Source organism: Azospirillum sp. SYSU D00513, from assembly GCF_017356015.1.
Lineage (GTDB): Bacteria > Pseudomonadota > Alphaproteobacteria > Azospirillales > Azospirillaceae > Azospirillum.
The window spans coordinates 40,758-67,404 of sequence record NZ_JAFIQV010000011.1 but is presented as its reverse complement, the minus strand read 5'-3'; the positions used below and the strand labels follow the sequence as shown (position 1 = coordinate 67,404).

24 protein-coding genes are annotated in these 26,647 nt (G+C 69.1%); 15 read left to right on the top strand and 9 right to left on the bottom strand.

The genetic code is table 11. The features are described 5' to 3' along the window. The first annotated feature begins 60 nt into the window (after positions 1 to 60). The 3 genes from JUB11_RS10510 (at position 61) to JUB11_RS10500 (ending at position 2,064) form a co-directional block, all read left to right on the top strand. Positions 61 to 369: a BrnT family toxin gene (locus JUB11_RS10510; protein ID WP_207458483.1), complete on the top strand. Its 309-nt coding sequence runs from the start codon at positions 61 to 63 to the stop codon at positions 367 to 369. A 55-nt stretch (positions 370 to 424) separates the two neighbouring features. Next, positions 425 to 715: a helix-turn-helix domain-containing protein gene (locus JUB11_RS10505; protein WP_207458482.1), complete on the top strand. Its 291-nt coding sequence runs from the start codon at positions 425 to 427 to the stop codon at positions 713 to 715. Between the two features lie 179 nt (positions 716 to 894). After that, complete coding sequence (locus JUB11_RS10500; RefSeq protein ID WP_207458481.1) at positions 895 to 2,064, top strand: divergent polysaccharide deacetylase family protein; 1,170 nt, start codon at positions 895 to 897, stop codon at positions 2,062 to 2,064. A gap of 98 nt (positions 2,065 to 2,162) precedes the next feature. On the opposite strand, the gene trpE is transcribed toward JUB11_RS10500, so the two are convergent. Together trpE and JUB11_RS10490 are read right to left on the bottom strand one after the other, a co-directional pair. Then, positions 2,163 to 3,674 (bottom strand): anthranilate synthase component I, encoded by a 1,512-nt coding sequence (gene trpE, locus JUB11_RS10495; RefSeq protein ID WP_207458480.1) that lies wholly within the window; start codon positions 3,672 to 3,674, stop codon positions 2,163 to 2,165. Between the two features lie 55 nt (positions 3,675 to 3,729). Continuing rightward, complete coding sequence (locus tag JUB11_RS10490) at positions 3,730 to 5,610, bottom strand: SurA N-terminal domain-containing protein (RefSeq protein ID WP_207458479.1); 1,881 nt, start codon at positions 5,608 to 5,610, stop codon at positions 3,730 to 3,732. A gap of 186 nt (positions 5,611 to 5,796) precedes the next feature. Here JUB11_RS10490 and tpiA point away from each other — a divergent pair, with 186 nt between their 5' ends. The 7 genes from tpiA to JUB11_RS10455 all read left to right on the top strand — a co-directional run bounded on the left by tpiA (position 5,797) and on the right by JUB11_RS10455 (position 14,889). Beyond that, a complete protein-coding gene (gene tpiA, locus JUB11_RS10485) occupies positions 5,797 to 6,552 on the top strand; it encodes a triose-phosphate isomerase (protein ID WP_207458478.1) in 756 nt (251 codons plus the stop codon). 238 nt (positions 6,553 to 6,790) lie between these two features. Beyond that, positions 6,791 to 7,123: a preprotein translocase subunit SecG gene (gene secG, locus JUB11_RS10480; protein WP_207458477.1), complete on the top strand. Its 333-nt coding sequence runs from the start codon at positions 6,791 to 6,793 to the stop codon at positions 7,121 to 7,123. 196 nt (positions 7,124 to 7,319) lie between these two features. Further along, the gene (locus JUB11_RS10475) at positions 7,320 to 8,948 is read left to right on the top strand and encodes a CTP synthase (RefSeq protein WP_207458476.1); all 1,629 of its coding nucleotides are present in this window, start codon (positions 7,320 to 7,322) and stop codon (positions 8,946 to 8,948) included. Between the two features lie 165 nt (positions 8,949 to 9,113). Further along, positions 9,114 to 9,944, top strand: a complete 831-nt coding sequence (gene kdsA, locus JUB11_RS10470) for a 3-deoxy-8-phosphooctulonate synthase (protein WP_207458475.1) — start codon at positions 9,114 to 9,116, stop codon at positions 9,942 to 9,944. Positions 9,945 to 10,090: 146 nt separating this feature from the next. Beyond that, a complete protein-coding gene (gene eno, locus JUB11_RS10465; protein ID WP_207458474.1) occupies positions 10,091 to 11,368 on the top strand; it encodes a phosphopyruvate hydratase in 1,278 nt (425 codons plus the stop codon). A 453-nt stretch (positions 11,369 to 11,821) separates the two neighbouring features. Continuing rightward, positions 11,822 to 13,435 (top strand): ATP-binding cassette domain-containing protein, encoded by a 1,614-nt coding sequence (locus JUB11_RS10460; RefSeq protein WP_207458473.1) that lies wholly within the window; start codon positions 11,822 to 11,824, stop codon positions 13,433 to 13,435. 95 nt (positions 13,436 to 13,530) lie between these two features. Continuing rightward, positions 13,531 to 14,889 carry an HlyD family type I secretion periplasmic adaptor subunit gene (locus JUB11_RS10455; RefSeq protein WP_207458472.1) on the top strand — a complete coding sequence of 453 codons (1,359 nt, stop codon included), beginning with the start codon at positions 13,531 to 13,533 and terminating at the stop codon, positions 14,887 to 14,889. 118 nt (positions 14,890 to 15,007) lie between these two features. On the opposite strand, the gene JUB11_RS10450 is transcribed toward JUB11_RS10455, so the two are convergent. Then, complete coding sequence (locus tag JUB11_RS10450) at positions 15,008 to 15,460, bottom strand: response regulator (protein WP_348771406.1); 453 nt, start codon at positions 15,458 to 15,460, stop codon at positions 15,008 to 15,010. A gap of 160 nt (positions 15,461 to 15,620) precedes the next feature. Beyond that, positions 15,621 to 16,289: a hypothetical protein gene (locus tag JUB11_RS10445; RefSeq protein ID WP_207458471.1), complete on the bottom strand. Its 669-nt coding sequence runs from the start codon at positions 16,287 to 16,289 to the stop codon at positions 15,621 to 15,623. A gap of 245 nt (positions 16,290 to 16,534) precedes the next feature. Between JUB11_RS10445 and JUB11_RS10440 the strand changes: the two genes are divergently transcribed. After that, positions 16,535 to 18,145: a hypothetical protein gene (locus JUB11_RS10440; RefSeq protein ID WP_207458470.1), complete on the top strand. Its 1,611-nt coding sequence runs from the start codon at positions 16,535 to 16,537 to the stop codon at positions 18,143 to 18,145. A gap of 72 nt (positions 18,146 to 18,217) precedes the next feature. On the opposite strand, the gene JUB11_RS10435 is transcribed toward JUB11_RS10440, so the two are convergent. Further along, a complete protein-coding gene (locus JUB11_RS10435; protein WP_207458469.1) occupies positions 18,218 to 18,997 on the bottom strand; it encodes an alpha/beta fold hydrolase in 780 nt (259 codons plus the stop codon). A gap of 250 nt (positions 18,998 to 19,247) precedes the next feature. Here JUB11_RS10435 and murJ point away from each other — a divergent pair, with 250 nt between their 5' ends. Further along, the gene (gene murJ, locus JUB11_RS10430) at positions 19,248 to 20,798 is read left to right on the top strand and encodes a murein biosynthesis integral membrane protein MurJ (RefSeq protein ID WP_207458468.1); all 1,551 of its coding nucleotides are present in this window, start codon (positions 19,248 to 19,250) and stop codon (positions 20,796 to 20,798) included. Here the strand turns inward: murJ and JUB11_RS10425 are convergent. After that, positions 20,795 to 21,646: a rhodanese-like domain-containing protein gene (locus JUB11_RS10425; RefSeq protein WP_207458467.1), complete on the bottom strand. Its 852-nt coding sequence runs from the start codon at positions 21,644 to 21,646 to the stop codon at positions 20,795 to 20,797. The two genes, murJ and JUB11_RS10425, sit on opposite strands and share 4 nt — an antisense overlap. 207 nt (positions 21,647 to 21,853) lie before the next feature. Here JUB11_RS10425 and fliN point away from each other — a divergent pair, with 207 nt between their 5' ends. Then, positions 21,854 to 22,156 (top strand): flagellar motor switch protein FliN, encoded by a 303-nt coding sequence (gene fliN, locus JUB11_RS10420; RefSeq protein ID WP_207458466.1) that lies wholly within the window; start codon positions 21,854 to 21,856, stop codon positions 22,154 to 22,156. A 10-nt stretch (positions 22,157 to 22,166) separates the two neighbouring features. Here the strand turns inward: fliN and JUB11_RS10415 are convergent, their stop codons facing one another. Further along, positions 22,167 to 22,625, bottom strand: a complete 459-nt coding sequence (locus JUB11_RS10415) for a septal ring lytic transglycosylase RlpA family protein (protein WP_207458465.1) — start codon at positions 22,623 to 22,625, stop codon at positions 22,167 to 22,169. A 154-nt stretch (positions 22,626 to 22,779) separates the two neighbouring features. Between JUB11_RS10415 and JUB11_RS10410 the strand changes: the two genes are divergently transcribed. After that, entirely contained in the window at positions 22,780 to 23,961 is a 1,182-nt protein-coding gene (locus JUB11_RS10410) for an aminotransferase (RefSeq protein ID WP_207458464.1), read from the top strand. Positions 23,962 to 23,979: 18 nt separating this feature from the next. On the opposite strand, the gene JUB11_RS10405 is transcribed toward JUB11_RS10410, so the two are convergent. Further along, complete coding sequence (locus JUB11_RS10405; protein ID WP_207458463.1) at positions 23,980 to 24,798, bottom strand: ion channel; 819 nt, start codon at positions 24,796 to 24,798, stop codon at positions 23,980 to 23,982. A 158-nt stretch (positions 24,799 to 24,956) separates the two neighbouring features. Then, entirely contained in the window at positions 24,957 to 25,643 is a 687-nt protein-coding gene (locus JUB11_RS10400) for an ATP-dependent Clp protease proteolytic subunit (RefSeq protein WP_207458462.1), read from the bottom strand. 311 nt (positions 25,644 to 25,954) lie between these two features. Here JUB11_RS10400 and JUB11_RS10395 point away from each other — a divergent pair, with 311 nt between their 5' ends. Beyond that, entirely contained in the window at positions 25,955 to 26,647 is a 693-nt protein-coding gene (locus tag JUB11_RS10395; protein WP_207458461.1) for an alpha/beta fold hydrolase, read from the top strand.

Below are 26,647 nucleotides of genomic sequence, written 5' to 3'. Positions count from 1 at the left end.
GGGGGCGAACAGTGCGCTCTCCGGCGGTCCCCGTTGCTGCGCCGGACACGGCATCAATGCATGGCCGGCCTTGCCCCTGCTGCGTCATTGCCGTACTGTTCTCTTATGGAATACGAGTGGGACAACGGCAAGGCGAACGCGAACCTAGGGAAGCATGGGGTCGATTTCACCGCTGCCGTTGAGGTCTTCGCCGATCCGCGCCTGCTGGTGATCGTCGATCGCCGGTATGGCGAGGACCGTTACCGGGCCATCGGGCTGGTGAACGACGTTGTCCTCTCCGTTGCCTACACCATGCGCGGCGAGCTGTGCCGCATCATCAGCGCCAGGAGGGCAAGCCGCCGTGAGCGACGCGAATACGACACGCTATAAGCCAGGGCGTGATACGAAGCCTCAAGACCGCACGGATTGGAACCGTCTGCGCGCCATGTCCGACGAAGGGGTGGAAGCCGCGGCCCTGTCCGATCCCGATGCGTCGCTCCTCACCGACGAGCAACTGGCGCGTGGAGCCTTCGGCCGCCGGGTCCGCCTTGTCCGGGAGCGGCTTGCGCTCTCGCAGAAGGCCTTCGCAGAGCAATTCCGGCTTCCGGTCGCCAGCCTGCGCGAATGGGAACAGGGCCGGCGGGTTCCGGATGCGGCCACGAAAGCCTACCTAACGGTGATCGAGCAGGAGCCCGACGCCGTGCTCCGCGCCCTTACGGCCGGCAAGGCGGCCTGAACGGAAACTCGCGTCCACGCAGGTCTGCGGGAATGATGGAAGTGTAGGTTTCTGCCAAGCCGCGCCGCCGTCCCAGAGATGCCACACGGGGCCGGCGTTCCGCTGTTGCGGTGCCGGGGTGGCGGTGCCACCTTGCGGGCCGCGCCACTGTGATGGCCGATCTCGGGGACCATGCCGCGATGACCGCGAAGAAGCCCGGCAAGGGCAAGAAGAAGGCCGCCGCGCGGCGCTCGTTCAATCCGTTCCTTCTGGCGCTTGCCGCGGTCGGGCTGGTGTTCGCCGTCGCCTTCGGCGCCTCCGCCCTGCTGGACATGCTGGCCGGCGGGCCGCAGGCCCCGCGCAAGCCGGCGGGACAGGTCGCGCAGGTGACCGTGCCGGCCCCGCCGGCCCCCGTTCCTGTGCCGCCTCCGCCAGCTTTGCGCGACGTGCCGGCGGCGCCCGCTCCGGCCATGCCTCCGCCAGCCGAATCACCCCGCGCCGAAGCGCCCGCCGGCCCGGCGGTGCCGGAACCGCACAAGCCGGAGCCTCACCGCCCGGAGCCGGTGAAGCCCGAGCCCGCCAAGCCGCAGGAGGCATCGCCCGCGCCGGTTCCGGAGCCCCTGCCTGTGCCGCCGCCGGGCACGCCGGCCTGGCAGAAGAACGCGGTGGCTGGGGCGGTTTCACCGGACCATCCGGCCATCGCCATCGTCATCGACGACATGGGGCTGGACCGCAAGCGCTCCAAGCGGACGGTGCAGCTTCCCGGCCCGCTGACGCTGGCCTGGATACCCTACGCCCAGGACCTCGCCGCCCAGACCCGCGCCGCGCGCGCCGCCGGGCACGAGCTTCTGCTGCACATGCCGATGCAGCCGCAGGGGAACGAGGATCCGGGACCCGGAGCGCTGCTGGTCGGGCTGGGGCGGGAGGAGATCCAGAAGCGCTTCCGCACGGGTCTCGACAGCTTCGAGGGCTTCGTCGGGGTCAACAACCACATGGGAAGCCGCTTCACCGCCGACCGCGAGTCGATGGCGCCGGTGATCGCCGAGATCCAGCGGCGCGGCTTGCTCTGGCTCGACAGCCGCACGACGCCGAAGAGCGCCGGGATCGGCCTCGCCCAGGAGATGAAGGTGCCCTTCGCCGGGCGCGACGTCTTCCTGGACAACGAGATGACCGTCGGGGCCGTGCGGGCGCAGCTCGCCAAGACCGAGCAGGTGGCGCGGCAGCAGGGCTACGCCGTCGCCATCGGCCATCCGCACGACGCCACGATCCAGGCGCTGGCCGACTGGCTGCCCGAGCTTCGCAAGCGCGGCTTCGCCCTGGTGCCGGTCAGCGCCGTCGTCCGCGCCCGGTCCCGCACGCCGGGCGGGTGAGGGAAGGGCCGCTCCAGGCTGAACCCCGAAACGGGAAGCGGCGCGCCGGACCAGCCGGCGCGCCGCTTTCTTGCTTCAGGGCGGGGTGGAACGCGCGTTCAGCGTTCCATCGTCGCGCGGACGGTTTCCTCGGCGGCGCGGACCAGGGCCTTGGCCTTGTTGACCGTTTCCTGGTACTCGGCCTCCGGATCGCTGTCGGCGACCACGCCGCCACCCGCCTGCACATACATGGTGCCGTCCTTCAGCACGGCGGTGCGCAGCGCGATGGCGGTGTCCATGGCGCCCGACGCGCCGAAATAGCCGACGCAGCCCGCATAGACGCCGCGGCGGGCCTTCTCCAGCTCGTCGATGATCTCCATGGCGCGGACCTTCGGCGCGCCCGACACGGTGCCGGCCGGGAAGCCAGCGCAGAGCGCGTCGAGCATGTCGTGGCTCTCGTCAAGTTCGCCCTCCACGTTGGAGACGATGTGCATCACATGGCTGTAATACTCGACCACCATCTTCTGGGTGACGCGGACGGTGCCCGTCTTGGCGACGCGGCCCACGTCGTTGCGGCCCAGGTCCAGCAGCATCAGATGCTCGGCCAGCTCCTTGGGGTCGCTCAGCAGGTCGGCCGCCAGCGCCTCGTCCTCCGCCTGGGTGGCGCCGCGCTTGCGGGTGCCGGCGATGGGGCGGATGGTCAGCTTGCCGTCACGCACCCGCACCAGGATCTCCGGGCTGGAGCCGACGATGGACAGCTCGCCGAAATCCAGGTGGAACAGGAAGGGCGAGGGGTTCAGGCGGCGCAGCGTGCGGTAGAGCGCCAGCGGCGTCGGCTTGAAGGGGATGCGGATGCGCTGCGAGGGCACGCACTGGAAGATGTCGCCGGCGCGGATGTACTCCTTCGCCCGCTCCACGATGGCGTGATACTCCTCGCGCGTCGTGTTGCTGGTCCAGGCGAGCGGGAGCCCGTCCTCGCTGCGCGGCTCGCGCCGGTGGGGCAGGGGGCGCTCGATGTCCGCCACGGCGTCGGACAGCCGTTCCCGCGCGCGGGCGTAGGCGGCCTGCGAATCAACGCCCGCCTCCGGCCAGACCGGCGTGACCAGCGTCACGAGATCGGCATGGCTGTCGAAGATGGCGACGATGGAGGGACGCGTCAGGATGGCGTCCGGGACGTTCAGCTCGTCCGGGTTGTTGTCCGGCAGCTTTTCCATCAGCCGGACCATGTCGTAGGTGAGGTAGCCGAACAGGCCGGCGGCCATCGGCGGCAGCTCCGCCGGCAGGTCGATCCGGCTTTCCTTGATCAGCGCGCGCAGGGATTCCAGCGGCGGCAGCGGGCAGGGCTCGTAGGCGTCACGGTCGTGCAGCGCCCTGCGGTTGACCGAGGCCTGGGTCCGGTTGCAGCGCCACACAAGGTCCGGTTTGAAACCGATCACCGAATAGCGGTCGCGGCGGGAGCCCGCCCCGCGCTCCGCCGATTCCAGAAGGAAGCCGAAGGGGCGCCCGTCGGCCAGCTTCATGTAGGCGGAGACGGGCGTCTCCAGGTCGCTGACCCGCGTGGTCCAAACCACCTGCGGCTTGCCCGCGGCATAGGCGAGGTCGAAGGCGGTGAATTCGGGCTGGACGTTCACGGCGGTACCCTTGAAAGGCGTGATCGGTTTGATGCGTGATCGGTTCGGGGCGGGATCAGTTGGGGGTGGCGAAGAACTGGTCGATGCGGTCGCGGTAGACCTCGACCGGGTAGTCCTGCTGGAGTGCCGCGCCGAGCTGCGCGACGATGTCGCCCTCCAGCCCCTGGGACACGGTCGCCTCCACCGGGGCGATCTCGGCGCCGGGCGCGGCCGGGTCGGCGGGAATGACCTCCTTCAGACGGGCGACGGTCTGGACCTGCGGACCGGATCCGGTCACCACCTCGCCGGGCTTCGCGGCGAACAGGCGGCGCACCAGATCGCCGGGCAGGGTCTCGACCGCGCGGGCGTCGCGGGTGAAGGGCGCCGTGACGGAGAGGACGCCGCCGGCTTCCGCGGCGACGGTCTCGATGGCGGCACCCGGCTCCTGCTTCAGGCGGTTGGCCAGCTCCTCGGCCTTGGCGGCGGCGCGCTTGGCGCGTTCTTCCCCCTGCCAGGCGGCGACGACCTCGGCGCGAACCTGGTCCAGCGGCTTCGGCGCCGCCGGGGTGATGCCGTCGACGCGCACCGCGTAGAAGGCGTTGCCGGTACCCTCGGTCAGGTTCGAGGTGGTGCCGGACGCCTGCTGGAAGGCCGCCGGCAGGATCTCCGCCAGGTTGGGCACGCCCTCGGCGGCCTTGCCCTCGGGGGTCTGGCCGCTGTTGTCCACAGCCGGGATCTTCACGAGGGTCAGGCCCTTGGACTGGGCGACCTCTTCCAACGGAGCGCCGCTGGCGAGCTGGTCGTCGGCGCCGTTCGCGATGGAATAGACGGAGTCCACGGCCTTCTCGCGCTTCAGCGTGGCGAGAAGCTCATCGCGGACCTCCTCGAAGCTCTTGGAGGAGCCCGGCTGCACCTCGGTCACGCCCAGCACGTGCCAGCCCAGCGCGGTCTTGATCGGCTCGCTGACGGCACCGCTGTCCAGCGCGAAGGCGGCGTCTCCCAGCTCCGGCAGCTCGTTGCGGGCCACGTTGTCGAGCGCGATCGGTTCGACGCCGGCCTCCTTCGCGGCCTCTGCGAGGCCCTTGGTCTTGGCGGCCTCGGCGATGCGCCTCGCCAGCGCTTCGTCGTCGGCCAGCACCATCTGGATGGAGCGGCGTTCCGGGGTGCCGAACTCGTCCTCGCGCTCGGTGTAGGCGGCGCGCAGCTCCTCGTCGGACACCGGGATGTCCTTGGCGACCTCCTCCGGCGAGAGGCGCGCGACGGTCAGGGCGCGGTATTCCGGCGCCGTGAAGCGGACCTGATGGTCATCGTAGTATTTCTGGACCGCCGCGTCGTCCGGCGTGCCGACGTCGCCCACCACCGCGTTCGGCAGGGTGATCACCTCGGCGACGCGCTTCTCGGCGCGGTGGCGGTAGAGAGCCTCGGTCAGCGGCTTGGGCGCGCTGACGCCGGACAGCACCCCGGCCACGGCCAGCTCGCGCGCGATCTCGCGGCGCATGATGCTGACATAGGCGTCCTCGGTGAGCTGGTTGTTGCGCAGGACGGTGCGGAACTGCTCCGGGTCGAACTGGCCCTGCGGGTTCCGGAAGGCCGGCTCGTCGGCGATGCGCTGCCGGATCACCTCGTCGCTGACGACGATGCCCAGGTCACGCGCCACCTGGTCGTAAAGGGCGCGCTGCACCAGCGTCGACAGGGACTGGTCCAGCAGGCCGAACTGGCGCGCCTGCTCCAGGGTCAGGCTGCCGCCGACCATCGGGCGCAGCCGTTCCACCTGCCGGCGGAATTCCAGGTCGAGTTCGGCGCGGTCGACCGGCTTGTCGCCGACCTTGGCCACCGTGCTGGAGGTGCCGGCCGTCGTCATGTCGCCGATGCCCCAGGCACCGAAGCTGAGGATCAGGAGCACGAACAGGATCTTGGTGACCCAAGAACCGGCAAAGCCGCGGATGAGCTGGAGCATGGGACCCGGAAATTAGCAAGAACTCGGCCATAGGCCGCAAGGCGGCGCATCATAGATAGGGTGGACTGGCCCGGCAACCTCCCTTTTCCCCCGGATTGGTACCCTTGGACGAATGGCAAAGGGCTTCCCGCCTTGCTAGACAGGGTGCGCTTACAAGAAACATTTGCCTTGGGGGACCGCATGGCCATGGCCGAGCGCCGCAAACTGATCGCCGGGAACTGGAAGATGAACGGCCTGAAGGCCGATGGGCTGGATCTGGCGTCGAGCCTCGCCGGCCGTCTGAACGGGGCCGGAGCCGTGCCGTTCGACATGCTGGTCTGCCCGCCCTTTCCGCTGCTGTTCCCGGTCGGGGAGGCCATCAAGGGAAGCCCGTTGGCGCTGGGCGGCCAGGACTGCTCCTTCAAGACGTCCGGCGCCCACACCGGCGACGTCAGCCCGGTGATGCTGAAGGACGCCGGCTGCGCCTTCGTCATCCTCGGCCATTCGGAGCGCCGCGCCGACCACGGCGAAAGCGACGCGCTGGTCGCCGCGAAGGCGAAGGCGGCCCATGCCGAGGGGCTGGTCGCCATCATCTGCGTCGGCGAAACCGAAGCGCAGCGCGACGCCGGCCAGGCCGAATCGGTCGTGGCGGGGCAGCTCGCCGGCTCCCTGCCGGAGGGGGCGAACGCCTCCAACACGGTCATCGCCTACGAGCCGGTCTGGGCCATCGGCACCGGCAAGACGGCGACGCCGGACGATGTCCGGGCCATGCACGCGCACATCCGCGCGGAACTGGGCAAGGCCCTGTCCGACGCCGGCGCGGTGCGCGTCCTCTACGGCGGTTCCGTGAAGCCGTCGAACGCGGCGGAGCTGATGGCGGTGGAGAATGTGGACGGCGCGCTGGTCGGCGGCGCGTCGCTGAAGGCCGAGGATTTCTGGGCCATCGCCGCCGCCTGCCGCTGACCGACCAGCTTCAGCGCCCGACCGTGGGATGCGGCGGAACGCCGCGCCGGAAGGCCGGTCCGGAAGGGGATCGAAATACGCTCTGGCGTCCGCCGCCGGAGCGCGCTAGATATGGCCGGCACGCGCCCGGGTCCCGACGAGGGATCCGTGGCGCGTTATCGGTTTGGGCGCTCCCCCGCACCGCGATGGCGGACGGGTGGCAAGGCGCTCTCAAGGGAATGGGCAAGGAACGGGTTTCATGGAAACGGTGATACTGGTCATCCACCTCCTGCTCGCGGTGACGCTGATCGGCGTCATCCTGATCCAGCGGTCGGAAGGCGGCGGGCTCGGGATCGGCGGCGGCAACATGGGCGGCATGATGAGCGCCCGCGGCACCGCCAACCTGCTGACCCGCACCACCGCGATCATCGCCGGCTGCTTCATGGTCACCAGCATGGTCCTGGCGATCCTGTCCGGCAGCCACAGCCGCCCGGCCTCGATCATCGACACGCTGCCCGCCACGCCGGCGCAGCCGACCGCGCCGGCCCAGCCGGCGGCGCCCGCGCAGCCCGCCCCGCCGGTCGCCCAGTAAGGCGCCGCGGCGGACAGTCCCGCGGAGGCGGTCACACGCCTCCCGCACGGCCCGTAAGGCCGGATGCTTGACGAAGAGGCGGCACCCCCGAAAGCCGCCTCTTTCCTTTGGGGAGCGTGCCATGGCCGGGAGATTTCCCGGCGGTGGCGGTTACCTATTTCGGGAACGGAACAGGCTCTAAGGTCCTCGGACGAACATGACGCGCTACATCTTCATCACCGGTGGTGTCGTTTCCTCGCTTGGCAAAGGCCTGGCGTCGGCGGCGTTGGGCGCTCTCCTGCAGGCGCGCGGCTACAAGGTCCGGCTGCGCAAGCTGGACCCGTACCTGAACGTCGATCCGGGCACCATGAGCCCCTATCAGCACGGCGAGGTCTTCGTGACCGACGACGGCGCCGAGACCGACCTCGACCTCGGCCATTACGAGCGCTTCACCGGCGTTCCGGCCCGCCGCGGCGACAACATCACGACCGGCCGGATCTACTCGACCGTGATCGCCAAGGAGCGGCGCGGCGACTATCTGGGCGCCACCGTCCAGGTCATTCCGCACATCACCGACGAGATCAAGGAGTTCATCCGCGCCGACGCCGGCGAGGAGGACTTCGTCCTGATCGAGATCGGCGGCACGGTCGGCGACATCGAGTCGCTGCCCTTCCTGGAAGCCATCCGCCAGTTCGGCAACGAGGTCGGGCCGGAGCGCGTGCTGTTCGTGCACCTGACGCTGCTGCCCTACATCCCGACGGCGGGCGAGCTGAAGACCAAGCCGACCCAGCATTCGGTGAAGGAACTGCTCGGCGTCGGCATCCAGGCGAACATCCTGCTCTGCCGCGCCGACCGCCCGATCCCGGAGAACGAGCGCCGCAAGATCGCGCTGTTCTGCAACATCCGGCCGGAGCGCGTCATTGCGGCTCTGGACGTCGATTCGATCTATCAGGTGCCGATCAGCTACCACGAGGAAGGCTTCGACACCCAGGTGCTGGAGTATTTCGGCCTGACGCCGAAGGGCCCGCCCGACCTGTCGCGCTGGACCGGCATCATGGAGCGCGTGCGCAAGCCGCAGGGCGAGGTGACCATCGCCGTCGTCGGCAAGTACACGAGCCTGCTCGACAGCTACAAGTCGCTGGCCGAGGCGCTGGTCCATGGCGGCATCGCCAACAACGTGAAGGTCAAGCTGGACTGGATCGATTCGGAGATCTTCGAATCGGACGAGGCCGTGCAGCGGCTGGAGAACGTCCATGGCATCCTGGTGCCGGGCGGCTTCGGGTCGCGCGGGACGGAAGGCAAGATCCGCGCCGTGCAGTTCGCGCGCGAGCGCAAGGTGCCCTATTTCGGCATCTGCTTCGGCATGCAGATGGCGGTGATCGAGGCGGCCCGGAACCTCGCGGGCATCGTGGACGCCGGCTCGACCGAGCTGGGCAAGCCGGGCAATCCGGTCGTCGGGCTGATGACCGAGTGGATCCGCGGCAACTCGCTGGAGAAGCGCAGCGACGGCACCGATCTCGGCGGCACGATGCGCGTTGGCGCCTATCCGGCCAAGCTCGTCGAGGGCAGCAAGGTCGCGGACGTCTACGGCACGACCGACATTTCCGAACGGCACCGTCACCGCTATGAGGTGAACGTCTATTACCGCGAGCGGCTGGAGAAGTGTGGCCTGCTCTTCTCGGGCCTGTCGCCCGACGGCGAACTGCCGGAGATCGTCGAGATCCCGGATCACCCCTGGTTCATCGGCGTGCAGTTCCACCCCGAGCTGAAGTCGAAGCCCTTCGAACCGCACCCGCTCTTCACCGCCTTCGTGAAGGCGGCGTTCGAGCAAAGCCGGCTGGTCTGATCGGCGGTCCCCTCCCCACGGGGAGGGGGCCGTTGTTCCAGGCAACGCCGCGTTGACGGCTCAGTGAATGTCTTTCAGAAGAATTTCGTACTGAAGAACATGCAGGCCCCGTAAAGCGGATGCGGGAATGACGCACAAGTTTCCGCCTCTCCGGAAGGACCCATCATGACCAGCCCGAAGACCGTCCAGATCGGCAGCATCTCCATCGCCAACGACCGGCCCTTCGCGCTGATCGCCGGCCCCTGTCAGATGGAAAGCCGCGAGCACGCCATGGAGATGGCCGCGGCGCTGACGGAGATCTGCGGGGGTCTCGGCATCGGGCTGATCTACAAGTCCTCCTTCGACAAGGCGAACCGCACCTCCATCAGCACGGCGCGCGGGCTCGGCATCGACAAGGCCTTGCCGATCTTCGCGGAAGTGCGGGAGCGGTTCGGCTGCCCGGTGTTGACCGACGTGCATGAGGCCGACCAGTGCGCCGCCGTCGCCGAGGCGGTGGACGTGCTCCAGATACCCGCCTTCCTGTGCCGGCAGACCGACCTGCTGATCGCGGCGGCGAAGACCGGCCGGGCGGTGAACGTGAAGAAGGGCCAGTTCCTGGCGCCCTGGGACATGAAGAACGTCGCCGCCAAGCTGTCCTCCTCGGGCAACGAGAACATCCTGCTCTGCGAGCGCGGCGCCAGCTTCGGCTACAACACGCTGGTCTCCGACATGCGGTCGCTGCCGATCATGGCGGAGACGGGCTATCCCGTGGTGTTCGACGCCACCCATTCCGTCCAGCAGCCGGGCGGGCAGGGGACCACCTCCGGCGGCCAGCGGGAGTTCGTTCCGGTGCTGGCCCGCGCGGCCATCGCGGTCGGAGTCGCCGCCGTCTTCATGGAAACCCACGAGGCGCCGGACACCGCCCCCAGCGACGGCCCGAACATGGTCCCGCTGAAGGAGATGCCGGCCCTGCTTGCGCGGCTCCAGGCCTTCGACCGGCTGGCGAAGGCCGCCTGAGGCACCCCTTTCCCGCCCGCATAGCACGAAGTTCATTGCGGTGTTCCCTCCGGGCGGCCTTGCGCCGCCCCTCCCGTAGGGCTATCAAGCCTGCGCGCCCCAATTTGGCCGGGCACGCCTGCCTGCACGCGGAGGAAAGACCGAACATGAGCGCCATCACCGACATCCACGCCCGCGAAATCCTGGACAGCCGCGGCAACCCCACCGTCGAGGTCGACGTCACGCTGGAAACCGGCGCGTTCGGCCGCGCCGCGGTGCCGTCGGGCGCCTCCACGGGCGCGCATGAAGCGGTCGAGCTGCGCGACGGCGACAAGGGGCGCTACGCCGGCAAGGGCGTCCTGAAGGCCGTCGAATCGGTCAACGGCGAGATCTTCGACGCGCTCGCTGGCATGGACGCCGCCAACCAGCGCGCCATCGACATGGCGATGATCGAGCTGGACGGCACGCCGAACAAGAGCCGGCTCGGCGCAAACGCCATCCTCGGCGTGAGCCTCGCGGTCGCCAAGGCCAGCGCGGAAGAGGCCGGCCTTCCGCTCTACCGCTATGTCGGCGGCGCCTTCGCCACGCTGCTGCCCGTGCCGATGATGAACATCATCAACGGCGGCGCGCACGCGGACAACCCGATCGACATCCAGGAATTCATGATCATGCCGGTGGGTGCCACGACCGGCGCCGAGGCCGTGCGCATCGGCTCGGAAATCTTCCAGCAGCTCAAGAAGAAGCTGAAGGACGCCGGCCACAACACCAACGTCGGCGATGAAGGCGGCTTCGCCCCGAACCTCGCCTCCACGGACGAGGCACTGAACTTCGTCATGCAGGCCATCGAGGCCGCCGGCTACAAGCCGGGCGACGACGTCATGCTGGCGCTGGACGCCGCCTCCACCGAGTTCTTCAAGAACGGCAAGTACGAGCTTGCCGGCGAGGGCAAGTCGTTGACCCCGGCGGAGATGGTGGCCTACTGGACGGACCTGGTCGGCCGCTACCCGATCATCTCCATCGAGGACGGCATGTCCGAGGACGACTGGGAAGGCTGGAAGGCCCTGACCGGGGCCATCGGCGACAAGGTCCAGCTCGTCGGCGACGACCTGTTCGTGACCAACCCGAAGCGCCTGGCCGAGGGCATCCAGATGGGTGTGGGCAACTCGATCCTCGTGAAGGTCAACCAGATCGGCACGCTGTCGGAGACGCTGGAGGCCGTGGACATGGCCCACAAGGCCGGCTACACGGCCGTCCTCTCGCACCGCTCGGGCGAGACCGAGGATTCGACCATCGCCGACCTGGCGGTCGCCACCAACTGCGGCCAGATCAAGACCGGCTCGCTGTCGCGCTCCGACCGTCTTGCCAAGTACAACCAGCTGATCCGCATCGAGGAGCAGCTCGGCACCGCCGCCCGCTTCGCCGGCCGCGGCATCCTGAAGGCCTGATCGCGCGTCTTCCCGGCTGGCTTCGCCGGCCGGGGGGAATGAAGCGTCCCTGCCACAGGGAAGAGGAAAGCCCTCTCCGGAATCCGGAGAGGGCTTTCGCTTTTTCTGGTTCCCGGCGGAGAAAAGATAAGCAGTTGCAATGGCTTGGAGGACAGCGCGGCGGCTGCGACCACCTCCTTCTTCCCTCTTTCGGTGGGGCGAGAAAGGGGTAAATGTGGTGGCATTCCTGTGACGTTCCTCAATTTTAAGATCCCGTTTACCATGGTGCGTCACCTTCCACCTGCCTGCATTGAGCGGGATTGACGTTGAATGGTGACAATAGGAGGGCTTCAAATGCCTCGCCTTTTCGGGAAGAAGCCGGTTCAGGCCGGAAACGACGTTGAATTCAAGGCTGGATATTTTACCAGGGTACTTGTTGGTTCCTTTGTCTTCAGTGCCGCCATCAACCTTCTGATGCTGGCCCTGCCACTCTATTCGCTTCAGGTATTCAGCCGCGCCATTCCGTCCGGCAACTATGACACGTTGATCATGCTGACGGTCGTCGTCGTGATCGCCCTGTCGCTGACCGCGGCTCTCGAGGTTGTCCGCTCCCGCCTGCTGTCGCGTGGCGGCAACGCGCTGGAGGTGGCCTGGCGCCGCCGCCTGACGGCGGACATGCTGGACAGCGTCGGCCGCGGCCGGCCGGAACACGGCCCGCTGAACGACCTGATGGAGGTCAAGGCGGCGATGAGCCGGCCGACCATGCCGGCCCTGATGGACGTGCCCTGGCTGCCGCTCTACGTCATCGGCATCTATCTGATCCACCCGCTGCTGGCCGCCATTCTCGCCGGCTCCATGCTGCTGATCACCCTGCTCGGCTATCTCGGCCACGCCCTGGTCAACCATTTCGTCGAGGACGCCAAGCAGCCGGCCGGCCGCGCCCAGCGCCTGCTGGACGGGCTGATGTCCAAGTCGGAGACCGTGCGCGGCCTGCGCATGGGTTCCAACGCGCTGGACACCGTGACGGTGGACGCCCTGACCTCGACCGCCCTGCAGGGCCGCGCCTACGAGCGCCAGGCAGCCGTCGGTTCCTTCACCAAGTGGGTGCGCATGCTCCTCCAGGTGGCCGTGACCGGTGTCAGCGCCTGGCTGGTGATCGAGCAGCACCTGTCCTTCGGCGGCATGATCGCCACCTCGATGCTGGTCGGCCGCGCCATGGCGCCGATCGACCAGGCCGCCGGCTCCTGGGGTCCGCTGGTCAAGTCCTGGCAGGCCTGGCGCCGCCTCTCGCCGCTGCTGAAGCGCCTGTCGCGTGAGCCGGCCCGCCCCGTCGTACCGGTCGAGGCCGAGCGCCTGACGGTCGAGAACCTTCTCTTCGTGTCGCCGCGTGACCAGAAGCCGGTCCTGCGGGCCGTCACCCTGACCATCGAGCCGGGCGAGACGGTCTGCATCGCCGGTCCCAACCGGTCGGGCAAGTCGATCCTGGCCCGCCTGCTGGCCGGTGTGGCCCATCCCTCGGCCGGCACGGTGCGTCTGGGCGGTCTCGCCGCCGCCGCGCTGAACCCGGACGCGCCGCAGAACGGCATCGGCTTCCTGCCGCAGACCCCCGACCTGCTGCCGGGCACCATCGCCGAGAACATCGCCCGCTTCACCCCGACCAGCCTCGCCGAGGTCGAAGAGGCCGCCAAGCGCGCCGGCATCCACGAGTGGATCGAGTCGCTGCCGAACGGCTATGAGACCGAGGCCGCCGACCCGATGATGCCGATCACCGGCGCCTCGGCCCGCCTGATCGCCCTGGCCCGCGCCGGCTTCGGCAACCCCCGCCTGATGGTCCTGGACGAGCCGGCCGCCGGACTGGACGAGCTGGGCTACAAGGCGGTCCGCGACTTCATCGGCGAAGCCAAGAGCCGCAACGTCACCGTGGTCGTGCTGACCCATTCCCCCGCCTTCGTCGATCTGTCCGACAAGACCTTCCTGCTGAAGAACGGGATGGCCGTGGAGCTGCCGCGCAAGGAGCAGGCGCAGGCTCCGAACTGGGGCCGCATCCGCAACATCGGCCCGGCGCCGGCTCAGACGGCCGCCGGCTGACCGGAGCCCCGGGGCTCCGACCGACCTGCGCGGTCCCCGGCCACAGGGCTGGGGCGCCGCGAACCGGATGCGATAAGGCAAAAAGGATTTTACCGATGATGACGACCACCGCTTCTCTCAAGACCAAGACCATGACGTCGCTGGCCGCGCTGCGCGCGCTGGCTCCGGACACGCGGGTGAGCGGCCTGCTGACGGGGGGCTTCCTGGTCCTGGCGGTGGGGTTCGGCGGGATGACCGCCTGGGCCGGCCTGGCTCCGCTGCACAGCGCCGTCTCGGCGTCGGGCATGCTGGCGCCGGAAACCGGCCGCAAGATCGTCAAGCATTCCGACGGCGGCCAGATCCAGCAGATCCTGGCCCGCGAGGGCGACCGGGTGAAGGCCGGCCAGATCCTGATGCGTCTGGACGCCACCGAGGCCGCCACGCGGCTGGAGGTGCTGACCGCCTCCTGGCTCGACGCCATGGCCCTTGAGGCCCGCCTGTCGGCCGAGCTGTTCGAGCGCCCGGCCATCGAATGGCCGGAAGAACTGGTGAAGCGCCGCAGCGCCAGCCTCGCCGTGCGCAAGCTGATGGACAACCAGGAGACCCTCTTCCAGGTGCGCCGCGCGCAGCTGAAGACCGAGGCGACCCTGATCGAGGAGCGCATCGCGACGCTGGGCGAGCAGACCAAGAGCCTGCAGGGCCAGCGCGAGTTCCTCGCCCGCGAGATCGCGCTGATCGAGGACGACCTGCGCATCACCAAGCAACTCCTCGAGCGCGGCAACGCCACCCGCACCAAGCTGGTCGAGCAGCAGAAGGAAGAGGCCAGCCAGAAGGGCCGCGACCGCGAGCTGGAGGCCAAGATCGGCCAGACCAAGCAGGCCCTGGTCGATGCCAAGGGCGAGCTGGTGCAGCGTCAGGCCGATTTCCGCGAGAAGGTGCTGATCGACCTGGAGAAGGCCCGCGGCGAGGTGCCGAAGCTGGCCGAGCAGATCCGCGACGCCGCCAACCGACTCGCAAACCGCGACATCAAGGCGCCGGACGACGGCACCGTCGTGATGCACGGCCACCCGGCCGTCGGCGGCACCATCACCCCGAACGAGCCGGTCCTCGACATCGTCCCGGACGAGCGTGCCCTGCTGGCCGAGGTCCGCGTGCAGCCGAAGGACATCAAGTCGCTGACGCTCGACCTGCCGGTGAAGGTGGAACTGACCGCCTACGACACCCGCGTCGTCGGCTCGCTGGACGGCAAGGTCGTCTATGTCTCCGCCGACCGCGTCCAGGACCCGAACACCCGCCAGGACTATTACCTGGCCCGCATCCGCCTGGAGGGCGCCGATCCGCACCAGGTCCACAACCTGAAGATCAAGCCCGGCATGCCGGTCGAGGCGCGCATCCTGCTGTCGGCGCGCACCCCGCTCGACTATCTGGTCCAGCCGCTGAAGACCTCCTACGTGAAGGCCTTCATCCAGGAGTAAGGGGCCGGTGGATGCCTCTGCGGCATCCTGGCGCCGCGAATACGAAAAGGGCCGCTTCCCGGTGGGGAAGCGGCCCTTTCGCCGTTCGGGCTTGGCTTCGTCCGAGGCGTTCGGAGTTTCAGCCGCGCGTCGCGCGCAGGCGCCGCGCCGCAAGCTCGACGGCGACCTTCAGCTGCGCGGTCGAGAAGGGCTTGTGGACCACGCCCAGCGGGTAGGTCTCGGTAATGCGGGCCATGACGCCGTGGTTGGCGTAGCCGGACAGGAAGATCGACCGGATTCCGTAATTCGCGTTGAGCCGCCGCGCCGCTTCGATGCCATCGCCGCCGGCGAGCCGGACATCCATCAGCACCGCGTCGGGGCGCTCGCGTCCGGCCAGCTCGACCGCCTCGGCCTCGGTGCGGGCGGTGCCGCAGACGACATGGCCAAGATCGGTCAGGGCGAGCCCGACCGCCTGCGCGGTCAGCGCTTCGTCCTCCACGATCATCAGGCGGAGCGAGGGCGGAACGCCCGCGGCCGTCGGCCTGCGGCTGTCCGCCGGGCGGGATTTCAGGTCGGCGTCGTCCTGCAACACGGCTACCCCTGCGCCTCTGTGTCATTTTGGTAAAAAATCATTTACCAATTCAGAAAGGGGTAGTGCCGCACGCGCGAAAGATCAACCGGAAACGCAACGCAGCCCAGGAGGGCACCCGGATTCGCGGCGCCGTGGCATTCCCGTCACGTGCCCTGGAGCATCAGCTCCGCGCCGGGCCGAGCCAGTCCACGCCCTTGCCGGGGGCCGAGGGAGAGGCGCCGCGCGGCGCCGGGCCACGCTCCGGCGGCGCCTTGGCCGAGTTCAGCCAGGACATGGACGGCGCGGGTGCCGCGGCGGGCGGTGCTGCCGGCCGGGGGGCGGTCGGCAAGGAAGCCGGCGCGGAGGGTGTCCAGGCCGCCGGCGGCGCGAGGGAGGCGGGCGCCGGAGGCGGCGTCAGGGACGGGTTCGGCGCGGGCGGCTTGAGGAAGGAGGGTGCCGCCGGGACGGGCGCCGTGCGTGCGGGCGCGCTCCAGGAAGGGCGCTCGTCGTCCGGCACCGCGCCGTTGCTGGTGTTCAGGGCGCGTGCCTGTTCCCGGATCTCCAGCAGCGAGGCGACGGCGAATTCGAGAAGGGGCGCCATCTTTGTCGAGTCGGCCAGCTCCTCGGCCGTGAGCGCGGCAAAGCGGTTGCGGACCTCGTCCACCGCTTCCTCGATCCCGTCGCGCAGCGACTCCGTGCCGCGGACGATGCGTTCCAGGTCCTCGCGCAGGGCAGAAATCTCGCAGGCCTGCCGCAGCTCGTGGAACCCGATGGAGCGCGGGGCCGCGTCGGGCCGAGCGCCCGGCCATGCGTCGGTGGACTGGTTCGCGGATCGGTAATCGTGGGTCATCTTCCCCAAACCCCGGGCCTTGCCTCTGGCCACAACCACTGGCACCTGATCGACTTGCTCACGGACACGCCGCCGCGTGTCACAAGTTTGTTTCGTGTCACATGTTTAATGCAGTTGAGCACGGTTGGAAACCGTTTGCGCCACAAGGCTGCTTGTACTATTTTTCGGCGGTCAGGGGTATGTTTCCTTTGGCCTACGAAGGTTCCGTTAACCTTTTTCAACGCCTTTATTGCCGGAATGTCACGGTGTCGATTGATCGCGTGGAACTCGAGCGTCTCCTAGCCGATCGCCCTGCCGGCAACCGCAGCGCCATGCAGGCGGTGCGCGACAGCTACGCCGACATCAGCCTGATGCGGGAACGCGGCCTGTCCTGGGCCGAGATCTCCGACCTGCTGGCGAAGCTCGGCGTGACGGCGCGCGACAACCAGCCCATCTCCCCGGTCACGCTTCGCTCGGCCTTCTTCCTGGTCGGAAACGAAGGCGGGCCTACCGAGGGGAATGGCGGGCAGGGCGCCGCCTCCGATGGGGAGACGACCGGCACGGCATCGGACGAGACGCTCGACGCGATCCACCGCGCGGCACTCCAGGCCGGGCTTCCCCGGACCGAGGGCGAGAAGACGACGGCGGAGGCCAATGCCGCGCCTGTGGCGGAGACCGGCACCGCCTCCGCACCCGATGCCGCGGCAGCAGCCGTTTCCGATCCGGAAGTGACTGCCGCGGAGGTTCCGGCCACCGGCATCGAGGCTCGTCAGGCTCAAGCTGACGAGAACCAGGCCGAGGCCGTCACGGAAAGCGATGCCGGAACCCTGCCGGAGGTGGCTCCGCATGCCGCCTCCGAAGGTGGCGAGCCGGCATCCGAACCCGTGGCCGTCGCGGTGCCGTCCCCCATGGCCGAAGCCGCTCCGGAACCCGCTGTGGCACCGGCCGCGGCGGAGCCCGCGGGGAAGGCCGTTACGATTGCGTCCGAACCAAGACCCGTTCCGTCACCCACCATCTCGTCGATCAGCGACGACACAACGAACAGAACTTTGAAAGGCGATCGCATGCTGGGCACGATCTTCGTCCTCAATGACCGCGGCGGTGTCGGCAAGACGCTGCTGTCCCATCACCTGATGGCGACCGCCATGATCGAGGGCCTTCAGCTCAAGGTCGTCGAATATGAGGTGAACGAGCGCCTGGCCCGCCTGTTCGGCACGGAGATGGTGGAGCACCGCCGCATCACCCAGGACTTCATGAACATGATGGGGTCGGGCGACGGCTTCTACGAGTTCTGGGACATGATCGGCCCGGAACTTCAGCGCGGCGGCCGTCTGTTCGACTTCGGCGGCAACATCTCCCAGTGGTTCTTCAACTGGGCCGAGGTGTCGGGCTTCGACTATTACGTCGGCGAAGGCGAGCGGCTGACCTTCATGGTGCCGGTCACCGTGGACCTCGCTTCGCTCTCCACCGGCATGACGACGCTGGAGCGCATCGCGACCATCGCTCCGAAGGCCAAGCGCGTCCTGGTCGAGAACGGCAACGCCGGCCCCTTCAGCCAGCTCGAGGACAGCCAGTACGCCAAGCGCAAGGCCGAGATGATGGAGAAGGAAGGCCTTCAGGTCATCTCCATGCCGCCCTGCTCGGCCCCGGCCTGGGCGCGCCTGACCGGCCACCGGCTGGACCAGGTGGCCGCCATGACCCGCGAGGATCTGGTGAAGCTCGGCATGACGCCGCCGGTCGCCTCGCGTTCGCTGATCGTCATCCACGAGTGGCTGCGCGGCATGCGCCAGTCGCTGTCGCCCTACCTGCACGACGCGCTGCGCCAGACGCCGGGTACGTCCGGCGCCAAGTCGGGTGCCCGCCAGGGTGCGATCTGACGCGTCGGCTCCCGTCCGGAGCCGTCCCGCACAGGAGAACGGGGGCCTTTCGGCCCCCGTTTTTCTTTTGGATCAGATGAAGTCTTCCACGAGCCGCGCGAACTCCTCGGGCTTTTCGGCGTGCAGCCAGTGGCCCGCACCCTCCACCATCCGCACAGCCGCCTTCGGGAAATGGCGCAGGATCGCCGGCTCGGCGTCCGGCGTGATGTAGTCGGACCGGCTGCCGCCGACGAAGAGCGACGGCCCCTCGTAGCGGGCCTCGCCGAACTCCGGGAAACCGATCAGCCAGTCCATGTTGCCGGCCAGCGCGTCGAGGTTCAGGCGCCATTGGAAGCGCCCATCCTCCATCACGAGATTCTGCAGGAGGAAGGCGCGCAGGCCGGCGTCGGGCACGCTCCCGGTGAGCTGCGACTCCACCTCCGCCCGGCGGGTGCGGCCCTCCAGGTCGGCGCGCTTCATCGCCGCGACGTAGGGCGCGTGGGTGTGGGTGTAATGGACCGGCGCGATGTCCAGCACGAAGAGCCGTTCCACCCGGTCCGGATGGTTGAGAGCGAAGGTCATCGCCGCCTTGCCGCCCATGGAATGGCCGAGGATCGCCGCCCGCGCGTAGCCACGGTCGTCCAGGAAGCGCAGCAGGTCCTCCGCCATGGACGGGTAGTCCATCTCGTCCGACCAGGGCGAGCCGCCATGGTTGCGCAGGTCGAGCGCGTAGACGTGGCGCCGCTCGCCGAAGCGCTTGGCGAGCGTCTGCCAGTTGCGCGCCGAGCCGAACAGGCCGTGCAGCACCAGGAGCGGCGTGCCGCCGACGGCCTCGCCGGCTTCCAGATAGGTGAGGGGAAGGCCCTGGGGCATGACGTTGATCCAATGGTTGCGGTGAGGGGGGCAGTGAGGGAGGTGCGGTACGGGGGTAGCGGAAAGGGACGGCCGCGATCCTAGCAAAGGGCGGATGAGCCGGGCAAACGGCGCTCCGGCATTGGTGTCAGCAATTTTCAACAGCCCCGGCTCCGTGTAGCGCGTGACGCGGGGGCGGAAATCGCTAGGATGGCGCCGCTTTTCCATCCGCCTTTCCGCTCCTTCTGGCCCCTTTTTCCGGACGCGCCCCTTGCTTCGCAAAATCCTGTCGGTCGGCGGGCTGACGCTCGTCAGCCGGGTTCTCGGCTTCCTGCGCGACATCCTGACAGCCGCCCTGCTGGGCGCGGGGCCAGTCGCCGACGCCTTCTTCGTCGCCTTCCGGCTGCCGAACCACTTCCGCTCGCTCTTCGCCGAGGGGGCCTTCAACGCCGCCTTCGTGCCGCTCTTCTCGGGCAAGCTGGTGCAGGAGGGGAAGGAGGCAGCGAAGGGCTTCGCCGAGCGGGTCATGGGGCTGCTGCTGGGAACGCAGACGCTGCTGCTGGTGGCGGTGCTGGCCTTCATGCCCGCCTTCATGACGGTGTTCGCCCCGGGCTTCGCCGATGAGCCGGCGAAGTTCGAGCTGGCCGTGCTGTTCACCAGCATCACCTTTCCCTACCTGCTCTTCATCTCGCTGGTGTCGCTGCTGGGCGGGGTGCTGAACAGCATGGACCGCTTCGCGGCGGCGGCCGCCGCACCCATCCTGCTGAATCTCTGTCTCATCGGGGCGCTGGTGGTCGCCGCGCCACTGATGCCCACGGCGGGCCACGCCCTGTCCTGGGGCGTGCTGGCGGCGGGCATCGCGCAGTACCTGTATCTCGCCCGCGACGCGCGACGCGCCGGCATGGGGCTTCTGCCGCGCCTGCCGCGGCTGGACGCGGACATGAAGCGCTTCCTGGTGGTGCTCGGCCCGGCGATCCTCGGCTCCGGCCTCACCCAGATCAGCCTGTTCGCCGACACGCTCATCGCGTCGGCCCTGCCGACCGGGGCGGTTTCATACCTCTACTACGCCGACCGGCTGAACCAGCTTCCGCTGGGGGTGATCGGCATCGCGGTGGGGACGGTGCTGCTGCCGGAGATGGCGCGGCGCATCAAGGGCGGCGACGAGACCGGGGCGGTCGAGAGCCAGAACCGGGCCGTCGAGCTGTCGCTGGTCCTGACCCTGCCGGCGGCGGTGGCCTTCCTGGTGTCGGGCCTGCCGATCCTGTCGGTGCTGTTCCAGCACGGCGCCTTCGGGCGGAGCGACGCGCTGGCCTCGGCTGCCACGCTCCAGGCCTACGCGCTGGGGCTGCCCGCCTTCGTGGTGATCCGCAGCCTCGTGAACGGCTTCTACGCCCGGCACGACACCCGCACGCCGGTGCGGATCGCCGTCGTCGCCGTGGCGGTGAACGTCGCGCTGAAATTCGCGCTGATGGGGCCGCTGGCCCAGGTGGGGCTGGCGGTCGCGACGTCGGTCTCGGCCTGGGTGAACGCCGGGCTGCTGGCCTTCCTGCTGACGAGGCGCGGCCTCTTCACGCCCGACGCCCGCCTGTTCCGCAACCTGCCGCGCATGGCTGTGGCCGCCGCCGGCATGGGGGCGGTGCTGTGGCTCGCCCAGACGCAACTGGCGCCCTGGCTGACCGCCAACGGCCTGTTCGAGCGCGTCGTGGCGCTGGCGCTCCTGGTCGCGGCCGGGGGCCTCGCCTACGGCCTCCTCGCCATTGGGCTGGGCCTGCTCCGCCGCGCCGACCTCGCCCGGCTGCGCCGGCGGCCGACCCGCTCTTAGGCCCCCTCGCCGTTCTTCAGCGGGCGCGACGGGTCGGCGGTCCATTCGGTCATGGAGCCGTCGTAGAGCCGCACGCCGGGGATGCCGGCCAGTTCGCTCATGGCGAACCAGGCGACGGAGGCGAGGTGGCCGGTGTTGCAGAAGGCGATGGGGGCGTCCTGCGTCGCGCCCGCCTGGCTGGCCAGGGTACGGACAGTCTCAGGCGTGACGAAGCGCTTGTCCGCGGCGGAATAGAAGCTCGCGTTGTCGATGTGGACGGCGCCGGGCAGGGTGCCGGCGGCGCGGGCGGTGGGGCTCTTCGCCTTGCCGGCGAACTGCTCGGCGGAGCGGGAGTCGACGAGCGGCACCGTGCCGGCGGCGACCGCCTTCTCCACCTCCGCCAGCGTGGCGCGCAGCTCCGGGCGGGGTGAAGCCTTGAAGAGCTTGGGCGGGAGGGTCGCCGGCTCCAGCCCCACGGGGTTGGACGGATCGGCCGTCCAGGCGGCCATGCCGCCGTCCAGCACCGACACGGCGTCATGGCCCAGTGCCTTGAAGGTCCAGTAGACCCGTGTGGCGTTGCCCATGTCCGCCGCGTTGGCACCGGAGGACACGACCACCACATGGTCAGGGTTGCCGATGCCGAGCCCGCCGATCAGCGCCTCCAGAACCGGCACCTCCGGCAGGAAGCCGGGCATCCCGTTGACCGTCGCGCGCCAGCCGGCCTTGGCATAATCGGCGTGGACCGCCTCCGGAATGGTCGGACCGTCCGCCGGGGACCGCACGTCCAGCACCACGAGGCCGGTCCGGCCGAGCGCCGTCCGCAGCCAAGCGGCATCGACCAGGGGAGGGGCGAGCGGCGGGGTGGTCATGGCGGATTTCCTGTCGCATGTGTCGGTTCGCCGGGCAGACTAACAGCAGTGGACAAGGCCGTCACACCCGTCAAAGGGGGCTGCCGCCCAACCTTGTCGCAGGGCCGGCACGCGGCTCCGTTTGCCGGAGTACTCCTGCGGGGGTATAAAGGGCGGAAACTCTGCGGAAGCCCGCCGAGCCCCAGCCCGCGTCCGAAGGAAGCCGCCATGACGAACATCGACGATCTGCTCGGCAGCGCCTCCTCCAAGGATGGGGACACCGACGCCTTCGCCATCGGTGACGCGCCGGTGGAGATCAAGGTGGTGATCGGCACGGCGATGCTGCGCGTGCGCGACCTGCTGAAGCTCGGCCGCGGCGCCGTGGTGGAACTGGACCGGCACCTGAAGGACCCGACCGACGTCTATGTCGAGGGCGTGCTGGTCGCGCGCGGCGAGGTCGCCATCATCGACGACAAGATCGGCGTCACCCTGACCGATTTCGTGAAGTCCAACCGCGAGTGGCGGCGCTGAGCGCCCGCGGCTAGGGCGTCGCGTTTTCCGTCTCGGAATGGGAGGTCTCGGCGACTTCCTCCTCGAAAGCGAGTTCCCCGGCCGGCATCTCGACGCGGACCTCGGCGACGCCCTGTTCGATGATCCCCAGCTCGCGGGCCGCACCCCGCGACAGGTCGATGACCCGGCCGTCGATGAAGGGTCCCCGGTCGTTGATCAGCACCTCGACCGACTTTCCGGTCTCCACGTCCGTCACCGTGACACGGCTGCCGAGCGGCAGCTCCTTGTGCGCCGCCGTCATGGCGTTCTGGTTGAAGACCTCGCCGCTCGCCGTCTTGCGGCCGTGAAAACCCGGCCCGTACCAAGAGGCGATGCCATCCTCCGCGAAGGCCGGTTCATCCTCCTGCGCCAGGGCGGGCGCGGAGATGGCGGTCAGGGCGGCGAGGCTCAGTCCCATCCATAAGGAGCGTCGGTGCGGCGTTTCGGGCATGCGGCACTCTCCTTCGAGGCAAATCCTTTTTGCCAACAAGGACCGCACGGATCGGTTCCGGCCTCCGGCGGGCGGGAGCGGCAGTGGAAATCCGGCGGCCGAGCGTGTATCCAGACCGCCTCCCTTTCGCTTCGCGCATCCTGCTGGGGCCGCCATGACCGACCGTATCAACCCGCTCCTGCTCTCCGTCGAGGCTCCGCCCATCGCCGAGGCTTGGCGCTGGGTGCAGGGGCGCGAGTTCCCGGCGGACAAGCCGCTGATCGACCTGTGCCAGGCGGTCCCCGGCTACCCGCCGGCGGAAGAGCTGTCGGCCCATCTGGCGGAGCAGGTGCACCGGCCGGACACCGCCCGCTACACCGGCATCAATGGCATCCCGCCCCTGCGGGAAGCGCTGGCCGCGAAGATGAGCGCGCTTTACGGCGCGCCCGTTCCGGCGGAGCGGACGCTGGTGACATCGGGCTGCAACCAGGCCTTCGTCGTCGCCGTCATGACCTTGGCGCGGGCGGGCGAGAACGTGATCCTGCCGGCACCCTGGTACTTCAACCACAAGATGACGCTGGACATGCTGGGGATCGAGGCGCGCCCGCTGCCCTGCCGGGAGGAGGACGGGATGCTCCCCGACCCCACGGCGGCGGAAGCGCTGATCGACGCGAACACGCGGGCGGTCGTCCTCATCACCCCCAACAACCCGACCGGGGCCATCGCCCCGCCGGCCCTGATCGACCGCTTCTACGAGCTGTGCGAGCGGCGCGGCATCCGGCTGCTGCTCGACGAGACCTACCGCGACTTCCCCGACTGGCAGGGTGCCGCGCCGCACGGCCTGTTCGCCCGGCCGGACTGGGGCCGGACACTGATCCATCTCTACAGCTTCTCGAAGGTCTACAGCCTCGCCGGCTACCGGGCCGGCGCCGTGGTCGGCGATCCGGCCCTGCTGGAGCAGGCCGGCAAGGTCATGGATTGCCTGTCCATCTGCGCGCCGCACGTCGCCCAGAAGGCGGCCCTGTTCGGGCTGGAGAATCTGGACGGCTGGGTGGCGGAGAAGCGGGCGGACATCGCCGGGCGCGTCGCCGCCTTCCGGAACGCGATGGAGGCGTCCGGCACCCGTTACCGCATCGCCAGCATCGGCGCCTATTTCGCCTATGTCCGCCACCCCTTCGAGGGGCGGCCGGCAATGGAGGTGGGGCAGGAATTGGCCACCCGTCATAACATCCTCTGCCTGCCCGGCCCGATGTTCGGACCAGGGCAGGACGCCTTCCTGCGCTTCGCCTTCGCCAACCTCGACGCGTCGGTCATGCCGGAGGTCGCGCGCCGGCTGGTGGAGAGCGAGCGGGGGTGAGGGGCGCCGGTAAGGGCCTCAGAGCCCTTCCGTGTTGATGTGGACGACGGTGCCGCAGTGTTTGCAGTGGACGGCGTCGGGGTCGTGGCGGGACAGGCCGCAGACCTGGCATTCCACATGGACCTTGTTCGGCCGGAAGATGGCCTGGGCGAGTTTCACGAACAGCGAGATTCCGATCACCATGATGACGACGGACAGCAGCCGCCCGCTGTTGCCGACCAGCGTGATGTCGCCGAAGCCGGTCGTCGTCAGGGTCGTGACGGTGAAGTAGACAGCGTCGACGATGTTGGTGATGTCGGGATTGCGGCCGACCTGGAGTTCGTAGACCACGGCGCTGGTCACGAAGATGAACAGGATCAGGTTGAAGGCGCTGGCGATCAGCTCCCCATGGCGGAGGAAGAAGCCGCCCCGCGCGCGCATCTCCCTCAGCACCCGCAGGCCGCGCACGATGCGCACCGCGCGCAGCAGCCGCAGGAAGACGAAATTGCCGGTCAGGGTCGGGATCAGCAGCGTGACGACGATCAGGACGTCCATGACCGTGCCGAGCCGCAGCACATAGGCCCGCTTGCTCCGCGCGATGTAGAAGCGCAGCACCAGCTCCATCAGGAGGAGCACGCCGAGGATGGCGTCGATGGTGATGGTCCAGGGCGAGGTCGGGAAGAAGGTCAGCGCCATGAAGATGAAGACCGTCGCCGCGTCGAAGATCAGCAGCCCGAGCCGGAACCGTTCGGAGTTGTTGAAGAGGCGGCGCAGGGCCTCCTGAAGGCTCTCGCCCTCGCGGCCTTCCCCGCGTGGTTCCGGCTTGCGCTGTTCGGCATCGACGGGTTTGTCGGTCATGGAACGGAAACACTCCGGAAGGCCCGTGGTTCACGGCCCGCTTGCGGCGCGGGACGCGTCGCGGGGCCGCCGGGCGGTCCTTCGGCATTCCATGTCCGGATGGCCGGGTCAAGCCTGCTTGGTTCAGGCTCGGTTCGGCGATGCTCCGGCCGGAGAGTTCAGCGGATCAGGTCGGTGACGATGTTGGCCCGGGTCGCGGCGAGGCTGTCGGCGCGCTCGCGGTAATCGATGTTGCCGGAAAAGCCGCCGGCGGCCTTGACCTTCTCGATCCAGCCGCGCGCGGCGCCGAGATCCACCAGCCGCTTCACCATCGTGCGGGTCGAGCGCAAGGTCATGGTGCCGGACTGGGCGCCGCGCGGGGCATGCACCATGAACTCGGCCGAGGGGGCGGCGTAGCGCGGATAGCCGGACAGGTAGAGGCCCACGCACATGCTCTCGCAGGCCTCGCCCGCCTTCACGCGGGTCGCCACCGGCCGGCCGGCCTGGCGCTCCGCCAGGATCGCGTCGATCATCCGGTAGCCCGCCGCCGTGTAGCCGCCGGGGCTTGCGAGTTCGAGCACCATGGGCTGGTCCGGCGGGAGGGCGCGCAGCGCGTCGATGAAGCGTTTCTCCACGGCGGGCGTGACGATGCCGTCGAGCCGCATGGTGACGCCATCGCGCTGGCGCGTCAGTGTCAGGCTGGCGTCCGGGAATGAGGCTGCCGGCGCCACGACCACGCGTCCGGCCGGGCCGGCCTGGACGGCGACCGAATCGGCCTGTGCCGCGCCGCCGCCGGCGACCGCCAACAGGGTGCCGAGGACCGCCGCCTTCAGAACATTCTTCCGCGCCGCCGCACCGACCAGCATGCCACCCTCCACTAAGCCGCCGTGAAGGTTGGCGCTAAAATCTTTAACGCAGGTTAACAAGCCGCCTACCCAGAAGTGTAACACACGCCTCTGGCTGCTGTTTCCCAGAGGAGGATCGGAAGGAACGATAGCGCAGTATGGAAAAACTGTTCGTTTTCTTGCTTTGCCTTGTCGCATTCTTGCCCAGCGCGGCGGCTAAGGCGAGTGGAATCGTTAACGACGGAGGGCGGCTCTCCGCCGGCTGCGCAGGCCCGGAAGGCCCGGCTCCGCCATCCTCCGTCACTGTCGGCGGGCGCGTCCGGGAGATGATCGTGGCGCTACCCGAGGGCTACGACCCGCGCCGGCCGCACCCGCTGGTCATCGCCTTCCACGGGCGGACCAACGGCAATGTGGAGGTCCGCCGCTATTTCCGGCTGGAGGAGGGGGCGGAAGAGCCGACCGTCTTCGTCTATCCGGCCGGGCTGCGCGACGCGTCGGGCCGCTACACCTGGTCCGACCCCGGCGACCCCGCCGAATCCCCGCGCGACGCTATGCTGTTCGACGCGCTGCTGGCGAGCGTGGAGCGGAGCCTCTGCATCGACCGTGGCCGCGTGTTCCTGGTTGGCCATTCGCTCGGCGCCTCCTTCGCCAACACCCTCGCCTGCCTGCGTGGGAACAAGGTCCGGGGCGTCTTCACGGTCGGAGGCGGGATCACGCGCCCGAAGGACTGCGCGGCGCCCGTCGCCGCGATGCTGCTGCACAACCCCCGCGACGAGCAGGTTGCCATGCGGGAGGCCCTGCGCGTCCGCAACGCGCTGCTGGCCCAAAACGGGCTCGAGCCGGGCAGCGCGCCGGACGAGCCCCGCCGCTTCAACTGCCGCCGTTACGGGCCGGACGATGCCGAGAATCCGCTGCTCTGGTGCCCGCACGCGCAGGACCGGACGGCGCGCGGGCGCTTCTACCCGCACCAGTGGCCTGACGGGGCCGGGGATGCCGCGATGGAGTTCTTGGCCGGTTTGGAGTGA